We start from the raw sequence: 16,056 nt of genomic DNA, 5'->3' as shown, positions 1-16,056 counted from the left end.
TTGCCTGACTCCGCCGCCGGGTCATCGGGGCAGGTGGTGCGGGGTCCGGGCGGTTGAGGGAAGCGGTAAGGAAGGACTCACGCGCACGTTCGGTTAGTCCGGAATGCCCGGCGTTTGCTTGCTCATTACCTCCATGCCGCTTACCGTTACGGCAGTGAGGAGTTACTCCGCGTCTCGCGGATTGCCATACGACCGAGCACGTTCCAGCAGCTGAGAGGCATACAGGACACGTTCGTCGACCGGAACCGGCCGAACGCCCGGGGCGCGCCGCGCGGCCCGGCGGTGCCGTGTACCCGGCCGTCCGCCTGGCGCGAGTAAATCCTCGCTAGTCAGGGCCCCGATCCCGGGCGGGCCCGCGGCGAGGAAGGATCTGCCTCATGGAGAGCGTCCTGCTGGGTGCAGCGCTGCTGGTGACCCTGGTCGCTCTCGTGATCGTCATACTGTGGCGGCCCGGCGTGCCCGGTAAGGCGGCCGCGGAGATGGCCCGCGCGCAGAGCGAGGCCGACGGGATCCGGAGCCGGGCCGAGCAGGAGGCCCGGGAGTCGCGCGAGCAGGCGCAGGCGCAGGCGCAGCGGATCGCCGCGTCGGCGCGTGCGGATGCCGAGGAGGAGGCCCGGGCCCTCCGGGACGACCTGCGGACCGCCAGAGAGGATCTGGAGCGCCGGGAGACCCGGCTCGCGGAGCGGGAGCAGCGCCTGGACGGCGAAATGCGCCGGCTCCAGGAGTGGGCGGACCGGCTCGCCGAGACCGAGCGGAGCCTGGAGGAGCGCAAGAAGGAGCTGGCCGGGGTCGAGGACGAGCGCCGCAAGGTGCTGGAGCGCGCGGCCGGCCTGACCGCCGAGCAGGCCAAGGGCGAGCTGGTCGCGGCGATCGAGAACCAGGCCAAGCGGGAGGCCATCCCGATCACCCGGGAGATCGAGAACGCGGCGCGGGCGGAGGGCGACAAGCGGGCCCGCAAGATCGTGACGCTGGCGATCCAGCGGGTGGCGAGCGAGCAGACCGCCGAGTCGGTCGTGTCGGTGCTGCACCTGCCGAGCGATGAGATGAAGGGCCGGATCATCGGCCGCGAGGGCCGCAACATCCGCGCGTTCGAGACCACCACCGGGGTGAACCTCATCATCGACGACACGCCGGAGGCGGTGCTGCTGAGCTGCTTCGACCCGGTGCGCAGGGAGGTCGGTCGGCTGACCCTGGAGAAGCTCGTGCTGGACGGGCGGATCCACCCGCAGCGGATCGAGGAGGTCTACGACCGCAGCCGCAGCGACGTCGAGCAGCGGTGCGTGCGGGCCGGTGAGGACGCGCTCGTGGAGGTCGGCATCGCCGACATGCATCCGGAGCTGATCGCGCTGCTCGGCCGGCTGCGGTACCGGACGTCCTACGGGCAGAACGTGCTGAAGCACCTCGTCGAGTCCGCGCACATCGCCGGGATCATGGCGAGCGAGCTGCGGCTGCCGGTGGAGGTCGCCAAGCGGTGCACGCTGCTGCACGACATCGGCAAGGCGCTCACGCACGAGGTGGAGGGCAGCCACGCGCTCATCGGGGCGGAGATCGCGCGCCGGTACGGCGAGGACGAGGACGTGGTGCACGCGATCGAGGCGCACCACAACGAGGTCGAGGTCCGCACGGTGGAGGCGGTGCTCACGCAGGCCGCGGACGCGGTGAGCGGCAGCCGCCCGGGGGCGCGCAGGGAGTCGCTGGAGGCCTACGTGAAGCGCCTGGAGCGGCTGGAGCAGATCGCCAAGGAGAAGCACGAGGGCGTGGAGAAGGTCTTCGCGATGCAGGCGGGCCGGGAGATCCGGGTGATGGTGAAGCCGGACTCGGTGGACGACATCCAGGCGCAGGTCATCGCCCGCGACATCGCCAAGCAGGTGGAGGACGAGCTGACCTACCCCGGCCAGATCCGGGTGACCGTGGTGCGCGAGTCCAGGGCGATCGAGTTCGCGCGCTGACCGGTGCGATCGTTCGCGTTGTGCGGGCCCGGCAAGATCGGTAGTTTTGCGCGATGCGCAATCGGTGGATGCGGTGGACGGCCGCGGGCGGGGCCTGCGCCGGCGTGGTGGCGGCGGGGGCCGCGACGGTCTGGTACACGCAGGGCGACGCCCAGGGGCACACGGTGGCGGACACGTCCGCGAGCATGCGGATCAGCGCGGCCGACGCCGGCGACGCGTCCCGCTACTGGACGGCGAAGCGGATGGCCGCGGCGACGCCCGTCGACCGGGCGGGCGGGGCGGCGTCCGAGCGGAGGCTGACCGCGCAGTCGGTCACGCAGTCCAAGGCGTTCGGCGGCGTGCCGACGATCGGCGCGCTGTTCTTCAACAACGGCCAGGGCGACCACTTCTGCACCGCGAGCGTCGTGCAGAGCTCGTCGCAGCGGCTGCTGATCACCGCCGCGCATTGCATCCACGGCGGCAAGGGCAAGAAGTACGCGACGAAGGTGGCGTTCGTCCCGAAGTACGACCGGGGGAAGCGCCCCTACGGCACGTGGACGGCCAAGATGCTGCTGGTCGACCAGCGCTGGATCACCAGCACCGACCCGGACCTGGACTTCGGGTTCATCGCGCTGAACGACCGGAGCGGCAAGACGATCCAGAAGGCGGTCGGCTACAACCGGCTCGCGATCAACCAAGGCGTCGGCAAGACGGTGAACGTGGCCGGCTACCCGAAGATCGCCTTTGACCCGCGCGACCGGCCGATCTACTGCCGGACGAAGACGGCGCAGCAGGCCAAGTACCAAATCCGGATGGACTGCACCGGGTTCTACGGCGGGACGAGCGGCAGCCCGTGGCTGCTGAACTACAGCTACACGACGCAGAAGGGCGACATCAACGGCGTCATCGGCGGCTTCCACGGCGGCGGCTGGACGGCGGACCGGTCGTTCTCGGCGTACTTCGACAAGGACGTCTACAACCTGCGCGCGGCGGCCGACAAGCGCGCCTGACCGGCGCCTGGAGCGGAGCTCCAGCGGAGCGGAAGGTGTCGGTCAGGCTGTTTTTGTCGGGGGGTGTGGGGGGTCGTCCCTCCACTGGGGTGTTGACCGGCGCCTGGAGCGGAGCTCCAGCGGAGTGGAAGGTGTCGGTCAGGCTGTTTTTGTCGGGGGGTGTGGGGGGTCGTCCCTCCACTGGGGTGTTGACCGGCGCCTGGAGCGGAGCTCCAGCGGAGCGGAAGGTGTCGGTCAGGCTTGCTTTTGCCGGGGGTGTGGGGCGTCCCCATCGCGGCACTGACCCGCCCCGCCGGGCCGGGGCCGTCCGCCGAGGGCCCGGGGGCCGCCGGCGGACGGGGCGGGCGGCTCAGGCCACCGTCAGGTCGATGGGGTCGACGCCGCGCGGCTTGAACCCGAGGGTCTGGCCGTAGAACGCCAGCTCGGCCTCCAGGCATCGGATGACGGTGTCGGCGCGGCGGAAGCCGTGCGACTCGCCCTCGAAGGTCAGGTAGGCGTACGGCATCTTCTTGGCGGCGAGCGCGACCGCGAACCGCTCGGACTGGTCCGGCGGCACGACGGGGTCGTCGAGGCCCTGCAGGAGCAGCACGGGGCACGCCGTCCGGTCGGCCCGGTTGAGCGGCGAGCGCTCCTCGTAGGCCCGCTCGAAGCCGGGCAGCGGGCCGATCAGCCCGAACAGGTAGTGCGACTCGAAGTCGTGCGTGGCCGCGGCGAAGCTCTGCAGGTCGCTGATCCCGAAGTAGGACGTGGCGGCTTTGAACAGGTCGGTCTGGGTGGCCGCCGCGAGCGTCGTCCAGCCGCCCGCGGAGCCGCCGCGGATGGCGAGCCGCGCCGGGTCGGCTATGCCGCCGTCGACGAGCGCCTGGGCGGCGGCCATGGCGTCCTCGACGTCGACCACGCCCCACTGGCGGCGCAGCCGCTCGCGGTAGGCGCGCCCGTATCCGGTGGATCCGCCGTAGTTGACGTCGATGACGCCGATACCGCGGCTGGTGAAGTAGCACCGCTCCAGGTCGAGGTCCTTGGAGACACGGCCGGTCGGGCCGCCGTGCACGAACACCACGTAGGGCGGCAGCTCCCCTTCCGGTGCGGTGGCCTCCGGGTTGGTCGGCGGGAACACGTAGGCGTGGACGGGCCGCCCGAACGGGCCTTCGAGGCGCTCGGTGCGCGGCTTGGACAGGTACGCCACGTCGGGCAGTTCGGCGAGCTCGCGGCGGAGCCCCTCGACGCGGCCCGTGGTGGTGTCGACGCGGACCACCGACGTGGGCAGGTCCGGGCCGCCGGCGATGCCGACGATCGTGGTGCCGTCGGCCGACAGCTGCGGGTGCCAGTCCTCGTAGGGCACCTCCACGTCGACGAGGTCGAGCGTCTCGGGGTCGTAGATGCCGAGCCTCATGTCGCCCTCGCCGTGCAGGACGGCGAGGCGCCCGTCGTCGAGCAGCGCGTACGGCATGCCGCCGAGCTGCCAGAGCGCCCCGGTGAACTCCTCCTCGGCCGGGTACAGCGCCTGCGGGGACTCGCCGTGCAGGCCGACCTGGTAGATGTTCCACCAGCCGGGCCAGTCGGAGATGACGTAGAGGGACTCGTCGTCGCGCCACAGCGGCGCGACGGCGGACTCGGTGAGGCCGCCCTTGACGGTGCGGGGCGCGACCGTGGCGCCGTCCTCGATGGCCGCCACGCGCAGCTCCGTGCCGTCCCACGGCATGCGCGGGTGGTTCCACTGCACCCAGGCGAGGTGCCCGCCGCTCGGGGACGGCGCCGGCGACGCGTAGAAGTGCGCGCCGGTCACGAGTTCGCGGATGGCCCCGGCGTCGTCGGCGGCGCTGCCGTCCAGGGGGACGGCGACGATGGCGCGGCGGATCCCGGCGGCGGTGTCGCCGCCCTCGGGCGACTCGGCGATGTGGCCCTCGCACACGCACCAGATCTCGGTGCCGTCGGGGGACAGCACGTAGTCGGCGTAGCGCAGCCCCGCCTGGACGGCCGGCTCCGGCGTGAGCGGGTACGGCTTGGGGTCGCCTTCGTCCAGCCGGTGCAGGCGCTGGTCCTCGTAGTTGGAGAACACCAGGGACAGGCCGCCGGCGGTGCGGACCGGCAGGTACGACCGCCCGCCGTACTCGTGCACGCGGGTGCGGGCGTCCCAGGGCGCTTGGAGCAGCTCGGTGCGCCGGCCGCCTTTCAGATGGACGACCGTCGTACGCCCGCCCTCCTCGGGGCGGGTCTCCTGCCACCACACGTCATCACCCTCGACGGTGGGGAAACTGAGGCGCAGCCGGGCGCGGGCCACGTCGGCCGCGGAGATGGGGGAAGGCCAGGAGCCGTAGGGGAGGGTCGCACGAGCGGTCATACCAGGAATCGTCCCGCATACGGGGATCGGTTGGGGCCATGACGGGCGCTTTGACTTCGGAAAGATATGTGCCGGTCACGGGTGATCGACGGCCGTCCGCCGCGCGCGCGGGAAAGGGCCGCGGAAGCGGAGGGCCCCACCGGTGACCGGCGGGGCCCTCCGAGCCGTTCAGGGGGCGGATGGCGCCGCTCCGGCGGCGGTCAGATCGATGCGGATCCCATCTCGCCCGCCGTCTGGTCCCTGACCGACATCCCGGGCGCCGACGGCGTGCCGGTCCCCGTGCCGAGCGTCGTGCCGGAGGTCTTGCGGCTGCGGCGGCTGCGCGCCTCCAGCCACGTCGCGAACCGGCTCACCGACATGTTGATCGCGATGTAGATCACCGCGATGACGATCCCGGCCTGGATCTTGTTGTTGTGGTAGTTCGCCGGGATCAGGTTGAAGCCCGCGTTGAGCAGCTCGCTGTAGGCGATGATGAAGCCGAGCGCCGTGTCCTTGAGCAGGACGACGAGCTGGCTCACGATCGCCGGCATCATCACCCGGATGGCCTGCGGCAGCAGCACCAGCCGCATGACGCCGTTCTTGCGCAGGCCGATGGAGTAGGCGGCCTCCGACTGCCCCTTCGGGATCGACAGCACGCCCGCCCGCACGACCTCCGCCAGCACCGAGCCGTTGTACAGCACCAGGCCGAACACGACCGCGGCGAAGGCCGGCACGATGATGGTCCCGGCGTTGATCTCCACGCCGAACAGCGAGAAGAAGTCGTCCACCAGGACCCGCTGCAGGGTGCCGAACTGCGAGTCGGCGATCGACGGGCTGATCTTGTTCGGCACGAAGAACATCAGGAAGATCAGGATCAGCAGCGGGATCGCCCGGAAGAACTCGACCACCGCGCCCGCCGGGATCCGGATCCACCAGTGGTCCGACAGCCGGCCGAGGCCGAACACGATCCCGAACAGCATGGCCAGCACCGACGCGACCGCCGCGGCCTTCAGCGTGCTGCCGAGGCCCGGGAGGATGAACTCGCGCCAGACCGTCCACTTCAGGAACGGGTTCCACAGCTCGCCCGCGAACTGGCCCTTGTCGTTGAAGCGCCAGACCAGCGCGGCGAAGATCGCCAGGAGCACGACCGCCGAGACGGCGGTGAGCACGCGGTTGCGCGCCTGCGCCCGCGGGCCGGGGGCGTCGAAGAGGACCGTCGCTTCCTTGCTCACCGCGCCACCGCCATCCGCTTGGCCAGCCAGCCGAAGAAGAACCCGGTCGGCAGGATCAGGATCATGAAGCCGACGGCCACCCCGATGAACAGCGGGATCGCGCCGCCGGTGAAGGTCGGCGCGTCCAGCAGCGTCTTGCTCACCAGCGCCACCTCGGCGTAGCTCGCCGCCGCCGCGACCGTGGTGTTCTTGATCATCGCGATGAGGATGCTGCCCATCGGCGCGATCACCGAGCGGAACGCCTGCGGCAGGATGACCATCCGCAGCGACTGGGTGAAGGTCAGCCCGATCGACCGCGCCGCCTCGGCCTGGCCGAGCGGCACCGTGTTGATGCCGGAGCGGAGCGTCTCGCAGACGAACGCGCCGGTGTAGCCCGACAGGCCGAGGACCGCCCACCAGTAGTAGGTCGTCGAGGAGCTCTCCGAGAACGTCAGATGCAGCGTGTCGTTGAGCCCCTGGGCGCACAGCAGCAGCACCAGGGTCAGCGGGGTGTTGCGGACGACGTTGACGTAGCCCGCGCCGAAGGACCGCAGCACCGGCACCGGGGAGACCCGGAAGCTCGCGAGGAGCGTGCCGATGATCAGTGACAGCACCGCCGACGCGGCGGCCAGCCGGATCGTCGCCCAGAACCCCTGGAGGATCTCGTCGAAATGGTCGAAGAAGGCGCTGAAGTCAAACATTGATTAGCTGTTCCATAGCGTTCCAGCCGGTCGAGTCCACGCCGCCGCCTCCCCGGGAGCGCGTCCCGGGGAGGCACCGGCCGAGGGGGAGCCTCAGCCTGGGATCAGGCGCAGCCTTCCATCTGCGGGACGGTCGTGACGAGCTTCAGACCCGTGCCCGTGAAGTTCTTCTCCAGGTAGGTCTTGGCGCTGCCGTCCTGGTACATCTTCTGGATGGCGGCGTTGACGGCCTCGCAGGTCTCCTTGTCGCCCTTCTTGATGCCGACGCCGTACTTCTCGTCGGTGAAGGGGTCGTTGATGACCTTGAACTGGCCGGGCTGCTGCGCGGCGAAGCCGGCGAGGATCAGGTCGTCGGTGCTGACCGCGTCGAGCGCGCCCGACTTCAGCTTGCTGACGCAGTCGGAGTAGCTGTTCGCGTCGACCAGCGTGACGCCCTTGATGTTGAGCTTGCCGTCCGGCGGCGGCTCGGTGACGCGGCGGAACGAGTTCGACCCGGCCGCGCGGCACAGCTTCTTGCCCTTGAGGTCCTGGGCCTTCTTGATGCTGTTGTTGCTCGCCTTGACCATCGTGTCCTGGTGCGCGACGTAGTACGGGCCGCCGAAGGTGACCTGCTGCTTGCGCGCGTCGGTGATGGAGTAGGTCGCGATCACCAGGTCGACCTGGCCGCCGCCGAGGAAGGACTCGCGGTTGGCGGAGGTCGTCTCCCTGAAGGTGATGCCGCTCTCCGGGACGCCGAGCTGCTTGGCGATGTAGCGGGCGACGTCGACGTCGAAGCCGGCGAACGTGCCGTCCGGCTTCTTCAGCCCGAGCGCGGGCTGGTCGAACTTGATGCCGATCGTCAGCTTCTTGTCTTCCTTGGCCTTCTGGACGACCGTCTTCGCCTCGGTCTTCTCCTTGTCGCTGCCGCAGGCCGACACGGCCAGCGACAGGGCCAGGCCCGCGCCGATCAGAGCGCCGAAACGCTTGAATCGCATTACTCGTCACACCTCTGCTTCTCTGAGGAGCCCCGCGGCTCAGTGCGTGAGGATCTTGGAAAGGAAGTCCTTCGCGCGGTCCGTGCGCGCGTTGGTGAAGAACTCGTCGGGCGTGTTCTCCTCGACGATCTGGCCGTCCGCCATGAACACGACCTTCTGCGCGGCCCGGCGGGCGAAGCCCATCTCGTGGGTCACGACGATCATCGTCATGCCCTCCCGGGCGAGGCCGGTCATGACGTCGAGGACCTCGTTGACCATCTCGGGGTCGAGTGCCGAGGTGGGCTCGTCGAAGAGCATCACCTTCGGCTTCATGGCGAGGGAGCGGGCGATCGCGGCGCGCTGCTGCTGCCCGCCGGAGAGCTGGGCGGGGTACTTGGCCGCCTGGTTCGCGATGCCGACGCGCTCCAGCAGCTCCATCGCGTGCTTCTCCGACTCCTGCTTGCCCTGCTTGCGGACCTTCACCGGCCCTAGCGTGACGTTCTCGAGGATCGTCTTGTGGGCGAACAGGTTGAACGACTGGAACACCATGCCGACGTCCGCGCGGAGCCGTGCCAGCTCCTTGCCCTCCTTGGGCAGCTCCTTGCCGTCGACGAGGATCCGGCCGCCGTCGATGGGCTCGAGCCGGTTGATCGACCGGCACAGGGTCGACTTCCCGCCGCCCGACGGGCCGATGACGACGACGACCTCGCCGCGGTCCACGGTGAGGTTGATGTCCTTGAGCACGTGCAGCTCGCCGAAGTGCTTGTGGACGTGCTCGACCACGACGAGCGGTCCCGTGCCGGTTGCGGCGGCCTGCGTGATGGCGTCCTCCGGCCCTTCGCCCTTGGTGAGGTCGGGCCCGCCTTCGCTGTCCGTCATGCGGCCGGACTCTACGTCATGCCGTTGTACGCGTTGGTTCCACAGCGGTACCGATCCGATCACAAGATGCAGCTCGGGGGGCGGGTCGGGCACCGCGGCGTGATCGTCCGTGCCCGGCGCGGGCCCTCCGGCGCGTACGCTTGGGGACTGTCATGAGTGCGCCTTTGGAGACGAGCCCCCGCACGTACGAGATCCGTACCTACGGGTGCCAGATGAACGTCCACGACTCCGAGCGGTTGTCCGGGCTGCTGGAGGCGGCCGGCTACGTGCGCGCGGGCGAGGCGGAGCCCGACGTCGTGGTGTTCAACACCTGCGCGGTGCGGGAGAACGCCGACAACCGGCTCTACGGCAACCTCGGCCATCTGCGGCCCGTCAAGGACGGCCATCCGGGGATGCAGATCGCCGTCGGCGGCTGCCTGGCGCAGAAGGACCGCGACACGATCGTCGAGCGCGCCCCCTGGGTGGACGTGGTGTTCGGGACCCACAACATCGGGTCGCTGCCGGCCCTGCTGGAGCGCTCCCGGGTGCGGAGCGAGGCGCAGGTCGAGATCGAAGAGTCGCTGGTGACGTTCCCCTCGACGCTGCCGACGCGCCGCGAGTCCCCGTACGCGGCGTGGGTGTCGATCTCCGTCGGGTGCAACAACACCTGCACGTTCTGCATCGTCCCGTCGCTGCGCGGCAAGGAGCGGGACCGCCGGCCCGGGGAGATCCTCGCCGAGGTCGAGGCGCTGGTGGGCGAGGGCGTCCTGGAGGTCACGCTGCTGGGGCAGAACGTCAACGCCTACGGCTCGGGCTTCGGGGCCCTGTCGGCGGCGCCGGACGAGGTGCGCGCCATGACGGAGGGCGGCCAGTCCGCCTTCGCGGGCCTGCTGCGCGCGTGCGGGAGCGTGGACGGACTGGAGCGCGTCCGGTTCACCTCGCCGCACCCCAAGGACTTCACCGACGACGTGATCGCGGCGATGGCCGAGACACCGAACGTGATGCCGTCGCTCCACATGCCGCTGCAGTCCGGATCGGACGCGGTGCTGCGGGCGATGCGTCGGTCGTACCGGCAGGAGCGCTACCTCGGCATCATCGAGAAGGTGCGCGCCGCCATCCCGGACGCCGCCATCACCACCGACATCATCGTGGGCTTCCCGGGCGAGACCGAGGCGGACTTCGAGCAGACGCTGCACGTGGTGCGCGAGGCGCGGTTCTCCTCGGCGTTCACGTTCCAGTACTCCAAGCGGCCGGGGACGCCCGCCGCCACCATGGACGGCCAGCTGCCCAAGGAGGTCGTGCAGGAGCGGTACGAGCGGCTCATCGCGCTGCAGGAGGAGATCTCCTGGGCGGAGAACAAGAAGCAGCTCGGCCGCACCCTGGAGGTCCTCGTGGCCGAGGGCGAGGGGCGCAAGGACGAGGAGACCCGCCGCCTGTCGGGCCGCGCGCCCGACAACCGCCTGGTCCACTTCCAGGCGCCGGACGAGCCCGTCCGTCCCGGCGACATGGTCACCGTAGAGGTCACCTATGCGGCGCCCCACCACCTGGTGGCCGACAAGCCGGTCCAGAACGTCCGCCGTACGCGGGCGGGCGACGCGTGGGAGGCGCACCAAGGCGAGGGCCCGAAGGGCGTCTCGCTGGGCATGCCGACCATCGGCCGTCCCGCGCAGAGCCAGGCAGCCGCGCCGGGCTGCGCCGGCCCCGCCCCGGCCAGGGCCTGATCGTCCGGTGCTGATCTCGGCGGCGGTGTGCCCGCATCCGCCCATCCTCGTGCCCGCCGTCGCGGCGGGCGCCGCCCCGGAGCTGGACGGCCTGCGCGCGGCCTGTGACGAGGCCGTCGCCCGGCTCGCCGCGCACGGCGCGGACGCGCTGGTCGTTGTGGGCGGGGCCGCGGAGACGCGCGCCTACGGCGCCGGCGCTTACGCGACGCTCCGCCCGTACGGGCTGGACTGGACGAGCCCGGTCGACCCGGCGGACGGGTACGGCGGCGAGGCGCTGCCGCTGTCGCTGACCATCGGGTACTGGCTTCTCGACCGGCACGGTCTCGCCTCGGAGGCGCGCTACCAGTCCATCGCGTTCGACGCGGACCGCGACGCCTGCCTGCGCCTGGGCGCCGAACTGGCCGGCTCGGCGGCGCGCGTCGCGCTGCTGGTGATGGGCGATGGGGCCGCGTGCCGGACCGAGAAGGCGCCCGGATACCTCGACGAGCGCGCACACGGATATGACGAGGGCGTAGCGCGCGCTCTGGGCAAGGCCGACGCCGCGGCCCTGGCCGCGCTGGATCCCGCTCTTTCCGCGGAACTCCAGGCCGCCGGGCGCGCGGCGTGGCAGGTGCTCGCAGGCGCCGCCCTCGCCGCGGACGCCGACGAAGGCGCACCGCCCGCCACGGCCGCGCCGGCGGCCGCTCTGCTGGCGGACGAGGCGCCCTACGGAGTCGGCTACTACGTTGCGAGCTGGTCCTCGGAGGGCCTCAGGACGACTTAGCGGGGCTCGTTCGGGCCGGGCTCGCCACCGGTACCGGGCTCGCCGCCGGTACCGCCCTCGGCGTTGCGGTCGATGTAGTCGTTCCCCTTCTCCTGGACCTTGTCGACCTTGTCGGCGTACTTGCCGCCCGTCTTCTGGTCGAACTTGTCCCCGGCCTTGTCCACGCCCTTCTTGGCCTGGTCCGAGTGCTGGCCCAGCATTTCCTTGACCTTGTCGACGAAGGACATCGTGTTCCCCCGGATCCCTCGGCTCGGCGGCTCCCCGCGGACGCGAGCGTCGCGCGGAGCCCGTACAAGCAGGGCCATACCCAATCTGTTGCCACAATTGCAGGCGTGAGCTCTCCAGATGTGATCGCGGTCGTGGGGGCGACGGCCGCGGGCAAGTCCGACCTCGCCGTGGAACTGGCGCTGCGCCTCGGCGGGGAGGCGGTCAACGCCGACTCGATGCAGCTCTACCGCGGCATGGACATCGGCACGGCCAAGCTGACGCGGGCCGAGATGCGCGGGGTCCCGCACCATCTGCTGGACGTCTGGGACGTCACCGAGACGGCGAGCGTCGCCGAGTACCAGCGGCTCAGCGCCGGCGCGATCGCCGGGATCCGCGCGCGCGGGCGCGTCCCCGTCCTGGTCGGCGGATCCGGCCTCTACGTGCGGGCGGCGCTGGACCGGCTGGAGTTCCCCGGGACCGACCCGGCGGTCAGGGCGCGCCTCGAAGCCGAGCTGGAGCGGGACGGGAGCGCCGCCCTGCACGCCCGCCTCCGCGATCGGGACCCGGCGGCGGCCGAGGCGATCCTGCCGAGCAACGGCCGCCGGATCGTCCGCGCGCTAGAGGTCATCGAGATCTCCGGCCGCCCGTTCACCGCCACCCTGCCCGAGCACGTCTACCGCTACGGCTCGGTCGTCCAGGTCGGGCTGAGCGTCCCGCGCGAGAGGCTGGACGAGCGGATCGCGGTGCGCGTGCGGCGGATGTGGGACGCGGGGCTGGTGGAGGAGGTCCGCGCCCTGGAGAAGCGGGGGCTGCGCGACGGCCTGACCGCCGGGCGCGCCCTCGGCTACGCGCAGGTCCTCCGGTTCCTCGCGGGGGAGTGGACGGAGGAGCGGGCCGTTGAGGAGACCGTCCGGGCGACGCGGCGCTTCGCGCGCCGGCAGGAGTCGTGGTTCCGCCGCGACCCCCGCGTCCACTGGCTCCCTCACGACGCCCCGGACCTGCTGGAGCGGGCCCTCGGCCTGGTCGGATGAGCCGTCCGGCCGAGGCCATACGATCGAAGGATGCGGTTTGTTAAGGGGCACGGCACCGAGAACGACTTCGTGATCCTGCCCGACCCGGACGGCGCGCTGGATCTCACGCCGGAGGCGGTGGCGCGGCTGTGCGACCGGCGCGCCGGCATCGGGGCCGACGGCGTGCTGCGGGTCGTCCGGACCAAGGCGATGGACCTCGACGCCGGTGACGCCGGTGACGTCGGCGGCGCGCAGGGGCTCGACGGCGCGGAGTGGTTCATGGACTACCGCAACGCCGACGGCAGCGTCGCCGAGATGTGCGGCAACGGCACCCGCGTGTTCGCCCGCTACCTCGTCGACGCGGGCCTCGCCGCGCCGGGCGAATGGGACATCGCCACCCGGGCCGGCCTCAAGCGGGTCACGCTCGGGGCGTCCGGGGACGTGAGCGTCGACATGGGCGCGCCCGTGGCGCTCGGCCCCGGGGAGGCGTCCCTCGCGGGCGCCGTCTTCCGCGGCGAGCGCGTGTCCATGGGGAACCCGCACCTCGCCTGCCGCATCGACCGGCCCGTCGCCGCGCTGGACCTGACCCGCGCCCCCGACTTCGACCCCGCGGTCTTCCCGGAGGGCGTGAACGTCGAGTTCTACCGGCTCCTCGCGGACCGGCACCTGGAGATGCGCGTGTTCGAGCGCGGCTCCGGCGAGACCCGCTCCTGCGGCACCGGGACCGTGGCCGCCGCGGTGGCCGCCGCCGGCGCGGCCGGCCCCGGTGAGTGGACCGTGGACGTCCCCGGCGGGCGGCTGACCGTCGTCCTGGACGGCCGCACCAGCCACCTGCGGGGCCCGGCCGTCCTGGTCGCCGAGGGGGAGACCCGGCCCGGCTGGATCTGACCGGGGCCGGATCTGACGATCTCGGGCCTGACCAGGGCAGACGGTGCTTCCGCCGCGGTCCCGGATCGATCGGGACAAGTGTCCCTCCGCAACGGGACCGCCCACCGCGTACTTTCTTTCTTGCACACCCTCTGGTGAATGGCCCGTACGGACCGGGATGGGAGCCCCGGCGCCGTACGGAGCCCGAGGGCCGGTGGCGACCTTCTTGGCGGGGGGCGGTCACCGGCCCTCCCACCCGGAGGGGCACCGGGCGGCCGGCGGAGAGACTCCCGTATCGGCGAGGGGACTCAGCCGCGGGCACCGTTGACCGGCAGCCGGGCGCGGACCAGCGTCCCGCCCTTGGGACCCGGCCCCACCGTGCAGGATCCGCCGAGTTCCGCCGCGCGCTCGCGCATCGACGACATCCCGATCCCCGAACGCATCCGCGGCGGCAGCCCCACGCCGTCGTCGCCGACGGTCACGTGCAGATCGCCGTTCAAGTACAGCCGCACCACCGCCGAGTCGGCCTTGGCGTGCCGGTGCACGTTCGTCAGGGCCTCCTGGACGATCCGGTACGCGGCGACCTCGGCGGCGGCGGGGAGCCGCTCCAGGTCGCCCTCGACGTGGACGTCCACCCGCGGGCCGTCGCCCGTCGCGACGACGCCGCCGAGCGCCTGGATCGCGCCCGCGAGCCCGAGATCGTCCAGCGCGGGCGGGCGCAGCCCGTACACCAGCTCGCGGATGTCGCCGATGGTGCGGCCCATCATCGTCCGCAGGTTCTCCAGCAGCGCGTCCGCGGCCTCGGGGTCGGTCTTCAGGGTGATGCGCGCCGCGTCCACCGTCATCGCGAGGCTGGCGAGCGTCGGGCCGAGGCCGTCGTGCAGGTCGCGGCGGAGCCGCCGGCGCTCCTCCTCCCGGGTGCGCAGGATGCGCTCGCGGGAGCGCGCCACATCCGCGGTCAGCCGCGCGGCGTTCGCCAGCTCGGCGAGGTTGCGGGCGAGGATGCCCGACAGCCGGGCGTCCGGCGGCCGGGCGACGCCGAACAGCAGCCGGCCCACCGGCTCGCCGTGCCACACCAGCGGGATGAGCTGCGGGCGGTCGCCGAGCACGCCGTCCTCCGCCGAGACCGTCCGGCCCTCGCGGTCCAGCACCTCGATCACGACGCCGGTGGCGTGCAGCGCCGAGCGCGCGACCTCCGCGGCGACCGCGAGCGCGGCGGCCGGGTCGACGGCGGTCTGCAGCCGCCGGTTCAGCCGGTCCGCGATCCGGTACGGGTCGCGCTCGCCGTGGATCAGCCCGTCCACGGCGCGCTGGAGCCGCCGCCGGACCGGCTCGAACACCGCGCCGGCGACGATCGCGCCGGCGAGGCCGGCGAGCGTCCCGTAGCCGTGCGCGAGCAGCCCGGCCGCCCCGACCAGCGCGAAGTACACGCCGGTGATCACCACGACCAGCCCGGCGTAGACCAGCGTCCGGCTGACCACGAGGTCGATGTCGTACAGCCGGTAGCGGCGGATCGCGATCCCGATGCAGATCGGCACGGCCGCGATGCTGAGGTCGCGCAGCGGGTCGCCGATCGCGCTGTTCTCCCCGACGAAGATCACGGCCTGCGCGATCACCCCGGGGTAGACGACCCAGGCGATCTGCCGGCGCACGTCCGGCGCCGACCGCACGAACCGGACCACCAGCGACAGCAGGCCCCCGGCGAGCGTCCCGAGGATCAGGACGCTGATCGCGACGGGGATCTTCTCGAACGGGTACACCGACACGCCGTTGTGGAACCGGCGAGCGTCCGGGTCGATCGTCAGGTGGACGCACACGACCACCGGCACCAGCCAGGCGAGCCACAGCCCGGGACGGAACCAGCGCGTCACCACCCGCCCGTCCGGGAAGATCAGCGGCAGGACCAGCGTCAGCGCGTAGGTGTCGACGGCCCACAGCCAGGTGCCGAGCCAGCGCAGAAACCCGGCCCCGGCCCAGCCGTGCAGCGTGAACCAGGGCCCGAGGTTGAGGACCAGGACGTACACCGCCGCGCTGAACCCCGAGCCGAGCATCAGCTGGCCGACCCGCAGCCCGGGCCGCCGGCGCAGCAGCGCGGCGGCCACCGGCGTCCAGAACAGCGCGATGACGATCTCGGGGTGCCACCAGACCAGCCGCGTGCCGGCGGGCAGGCGGGTGCCGAGCAGCAGCGTCGCGGCGACGGCCAGGACCGCAGCCAGGGCGAGCGGGACCGCCGCCCGTGCCGCGTGCCCGCGGCCGTGCCCGGCGGTGTCCATGGCGGCTCCCCGAATCAAAAGTAATGGAATGTTAAAACGTCCGGCGTACCGTGCTGCACTGGTGGCGGCGTCCGCCTCAGGACAGCGGGTCGCGTGCGTCGCACGGTGGCGGCGCGCGTGCCGAGATGGTAGCCGCGGAACCCGGCACAGGGAACAGATGCCCCAGTTCAGGGCGCTTCGGGCGCACTGGAGCGGTTTCTCGGCGGCGCCCGCAACGGAAACGGGAACCGTCGG

At 71.9% G+C, this 16,056-nt stretch carries 13 protein-coding genes; 6 read left to right on the top strand and 7 right to left on the bottom strand.

Translation table 11 applies throughout. The annotated features are described in order from the left end of the window. Positions 1 to 377 precede the first annotated feature (377 nt). Positions 378 to 1,949, top strand: a complete 1,572-nt coding sequence (gene rny / locus F8568_RS29520; RefSeq protein WP_151596966.1) for a ribonuclease Y — start codon at positions 378 to 380, stop codon at positions 1,947 to 1,949. Between the two features lie 53 nt (positions 1,950 to 2,002). After that, on the top strand, positions 2,003 to 2,938 hold the full coding sequence (locus F8568_RS29515; protein WP_151596965.1) for a trypsin-like serine peptidase: 936 nt from the start codon (positions 2,003 to 2,005) through the stop codon (positions 2,936 to 2,938). A 349-nt stretch (positions 2,939 to 3,287) separates the two neighbouring features. Here the strand turns inward: F8568_RS29515 and F8568_RS29510 are convergent, their stop codons facing one another. The 5 genes from F8568_RS29510 to F8568_RS29490 all read right to left on the bottom strand — a co-directional run bounded on the left by F8568_RS29510 (position 3,288) and on the right by F8568_RS29490 (position 8,906). After that, entirely contained in the window at positions 3,288 to 5,279 is a 1,992-nt protein-coding gene (locus tag F8568_RS29510; protein ID WP_151596964.1) for a S9 family peptidase, read from the bottom strand. Between the two features lie 200 nt (positions 5,280 to 5,479). Next, positions 5,480 to 6,490: an amino acid ABC transporter permease gene (locus F8568_RS29505; RefSeq protein WP_151596963.1), complete on the bottom strand. Its 1,011-nt coding sequence runs from the start codon at positions 6,488 to 6,490 to the stop codon at positions 5,480 to 5,482. Continuing rightward, a complete protein-coding gene (locus tag F8568_RS29500) occupies positions 6,487 to 7,170 on the bottom strand; it encodes an amino acid ABC transporter permease (RefSeq protein ID WP_151596962.1) in 684 nt (227 codons plus the stop codon). The genes F8568_RS29505 and F8568_RS29500 overlap by 4 nt, the downstream gene beginning before the upstream one ends. Positions 7,171 to 7,274: 104 nt before the next feature. After that, positions 7,275 to 8,144: a glutamate ABC transporter substrate-binding protein gene (locus F8568_RS29495; protein ID WP_151596961.1), complete on the bottom strand. Its 870-nt coding sequence runs from the start codon at positions 8,142 to 8,144 to the stop codon at positions 7,275 to 7,277. 39 nt (positions 8,145 to 8,183) lie between these two features. Next, positions 8,184 to 8,906 (bottom strand): amino acid ABC transporter ATP-binding protein, encoded by a 723-nt coding sequence (locus F8568_RS29490; protein WP_225991328.1) that lies wholly within the window; start codon positions 8,904 to 8,906, stop codon positions 8,184 to 8,186. Positions 8,907 to 9,154: 248 nt separating this feature from the next. Between F8568_RS29490 and miaB the strand changes: the two genes are divergently transcribed. Together miaB and F8568_RS29480 are read left to right on the top strand one after the other, a co-directional pair. Further along, a complete protein-coding gene (miaB, locus tag F8568_RS29485; protein WP_151596959.1) occupies positions 9,155 to 10,702 on the top strand; it encodes a tRNA (N6-isopentenyl adenosine(37)-C2)-methylthiotransferase MiaB in 1,548 nt (515 codons plus the stop codon). A gap of 7 nt (positions 10,703 to 10,709) precedes the next feature. After that, a complete protein-coding gene (locus tag F8568_RS29480; RefSeq protein ID WP_151596958.1) occupies positions 10,710 to 11,465 on the top strand; it encodes a class III extradiol ring-cleavage dioxygenase family protein in 756 nt (251 codons plus the stop codon). Here the strand turns inward: F8568_RS29480 and F8568_RS29475 are convergent. Further along, positions 11,462 to 11,692, bottom strand: a complete 231-nt coding sequence (locus tag F8568_RS29475; protein WP_151596957.1) for an antitoxin — start codon at positions 11,690 to 11,692, stop codon at positions 11,462 to 11,464. The genes F8568_RS29480 and F8568_RS29475 overlap by 4 nt on opposite strands. A 120-nt stretch (positions 11,693 to 11,812) precedes the next feature. Here F8568_RS29475 and miaA point away from each other — a divergent pair, with 120 nt between their 5' ends. Together miaA and dapF are read left to right on the top strand one after the other, a co-directional pair. After that, on the top strand, positions 11,813 to 12,703 hold the full coding sequence (miaA, locus tag F8568_RS29470) for a tRNA (adenosine(37)-N6)-dimethylallyltransferase MiaA (RefSeq protein ID WP_151597014.1): 891 nt from the start codon (positions 11,813 to 11,815) through the stop codon (positions 12,701 to 12,703). 30 nt (positions 12,704 to 12,733) lie between these two features. After that, positions 12,734 to 13,570 carry a diaminopimelate epimerase gene (dapF, locus tag F8568_RS29465; protein WP_151596956.1) on the top strand — a complete coding sequence of 279 codons (837 nt, stop codon included), beginning with the start codon at positions 12,734 to 12,736 and terminating at the stop codon, positions 13,568 to 13,570. Positions 13,571 to 13,857: 287 nt separating this feature from the next. On the opposite strand, the gene F8568_RS29460 is transcribed toward dapF, so the two are convergent. Beyond that, complete coding sequence (locus F8568_RS29460) at positions 13,858 to 15,822, bottom strand: sensor histidine kinase (RefSeq protein ID WP_151596955.1); 1,965 nt, start codon at positions 15,820 to 15,822, stop codon at positions 13,858 to 13,860. Positions 15,823 to 16,056: the final 234 nt, after the last annotated feature.

This window comes from Actinomadura physcomitrii, from assembly GCF_008923205.2.
Classification (GTDB): domain Bacteria; phylum Actinomycetota; class Actinomycetes; order Streptosporangiales; family Streptosporangiaceae; genus Spirillospora; species Spirillospora physcomitrii.
Note: the sequence above shows the minus strand (reverse complement) of the source record. Positions and strands in the feature narration are given on the sequence as shown.

Bases quoted from the DNA above. Each gene is read 5' to 3' on its own strand.
- F8568_RS29510 (WP_151596964.1), bottom strand. From the start codon at position 5,279: ATGACCGCTCGTGCGACCCTCCCCTACGGCTCCTGGCCTTCCCCCATC.
- F8568_RS29460 (WP_151596955.1), bottom strand. From the start codon at position 15,822: ATGGACACCGCCGGGCACGGCCGCGGGCACGCGGCACGGGCGGCGGTC.
- F8568_RS29515 (WP_151596965.1), top strand. From the start codon at position 2,003: ATGCGCAATCGGTGGATGCGGTGGACGGCCGCGGGCGGGGCCTGCGCC.
- F8568_RS29500 (WP_151596962.1), bottom strand. From the start codon at position 7,170: ATGTTTGACTTCAGCGCCTTCTTCGACCATTTCGACGAGATCCTCCAG.
- miaB (WP_151596959.1), top strand. From the start codon at position 9,155: ATGAGTGCGCCTTTGGAGACGAGCCCCCGCACGTACGAGATCCGTACC.
- F8568_RS29495 (WP_151596961.1), bottom strand. From the start codon at position 8,144: ATGCGATTCAAGCGTTTCGGCGCTCTGATCGGCGCGGGCCTGGCCCTG.
- F8568_RS29475 (WP_151596957.1), bottom strand. From the start codon at position 11,692: ATGTCCTTCGTCGACAAGGTCAAGGAAATGCTGGGCCAGCACTCGGAC.
- rny (WP_151596966.1), top strand. From the start codon at position 378: ATGGAGAGCGTCCTGCTGGGTGCAGCGCTGCTGGTGACCCTGGTCGCT.
- dapF (WP_151596956.1), top strand. From the start codon at position 12,734: ATGCGGTTTGTTAAGGGGCACGGCACCGAGAACGACTTCGTGATCCTG.